Origin of the sequence: Methylobacterium sp. J-026, from assembly GCF_022829585.1 — a bacterium.
In the GTDB taxonomy this organism is placed as follows: Bacteria; Pseudomonadota; Alphaproteobacteria; order Rhizobiales; family Beijerinckiaceae; genus Methylobacterium.
This window is the reverse complement of sequence record NZ_JAKSYC010000293.1, coordinates 1-739: the sequence shown is the minus strand read 5'-3', so window position 1 is coordinate 739 and position 739 is coordinate 1. Positions and strand designations below refer to the sequence as shown.

General features: G+C 70.0%; 1 pseudogene. It reads right to left on the bottom strand.

Annotated features, from left to right (window positions below):
• Nucleotides 1–739, bottom strand: a pseudogene (locus tag MKK69_RS25100) (outer membrane protein); the annotation flags it as partial.

Sequence of the window (739 nt, the reverse complement as noted above, 5' to 3'; positions counted from 1 at the left end):
GGCGCGGATGACGGCGAACTCGTCGGAGCGGCGGCCGAGGGTGTTGTACGCCACCGGGAAGTTGGTGGCGGCGTTGATGACGAACGCGCCCTGGTTGCGGGTGTTGCGGTCGAGGTTGACGTACAGGCCTTCGACCTTGAGCGTCACGGCCGAGGAGCGGAAGAAGTTCAGGAACGAGTCGGTCGGGAGGGCGTACTCCATGCCGCCGCCGACCGCGTAGCCGGTGCGGAAGCTGTCGTTGCCGGCATAGCCGCCGAAGGAGCGGTCGGCGCTGCCCGAGCCGTAGGCGAAGCCGCCGGTGCCGTACACGAAGGTGCGGTCGAAGGCGTAGCCGAGGCGGCCGCGCACTGTGCCGAAGTAGTCGAGGCTCTACAGGCCGCGCGGGTCGGTGGCGTAGTAGCCGGGGGCGACGGCGCCGGTGATGAAGGCGTTGTTCCGGCTGCCGCCGAAGGCGAGGTCCGGGGCATCGGACTCGATGCCGAGGACCACGCCCGAGGACGGGGTGAACTGGAAGTTGTTGCCGACCTGGGCGCCGCCCGAGAAACCTGCCTGGTTGCGCTGGCCGAAATAGGCCGTCGTGCCGTTGCCGGACGGGGCCGGGAAGGCGAAGCTCGAGGTGTTGTTGCTGCTGGCGTCGAACGCGTAGCCGGCGTTGATAGCGAAATAGGCGCCCGTCCAGGTGCACACCGGCACGGGGGTGAACACCGGCGGCGGCGAGGCGCGGCGCGGCAGGTCGGCG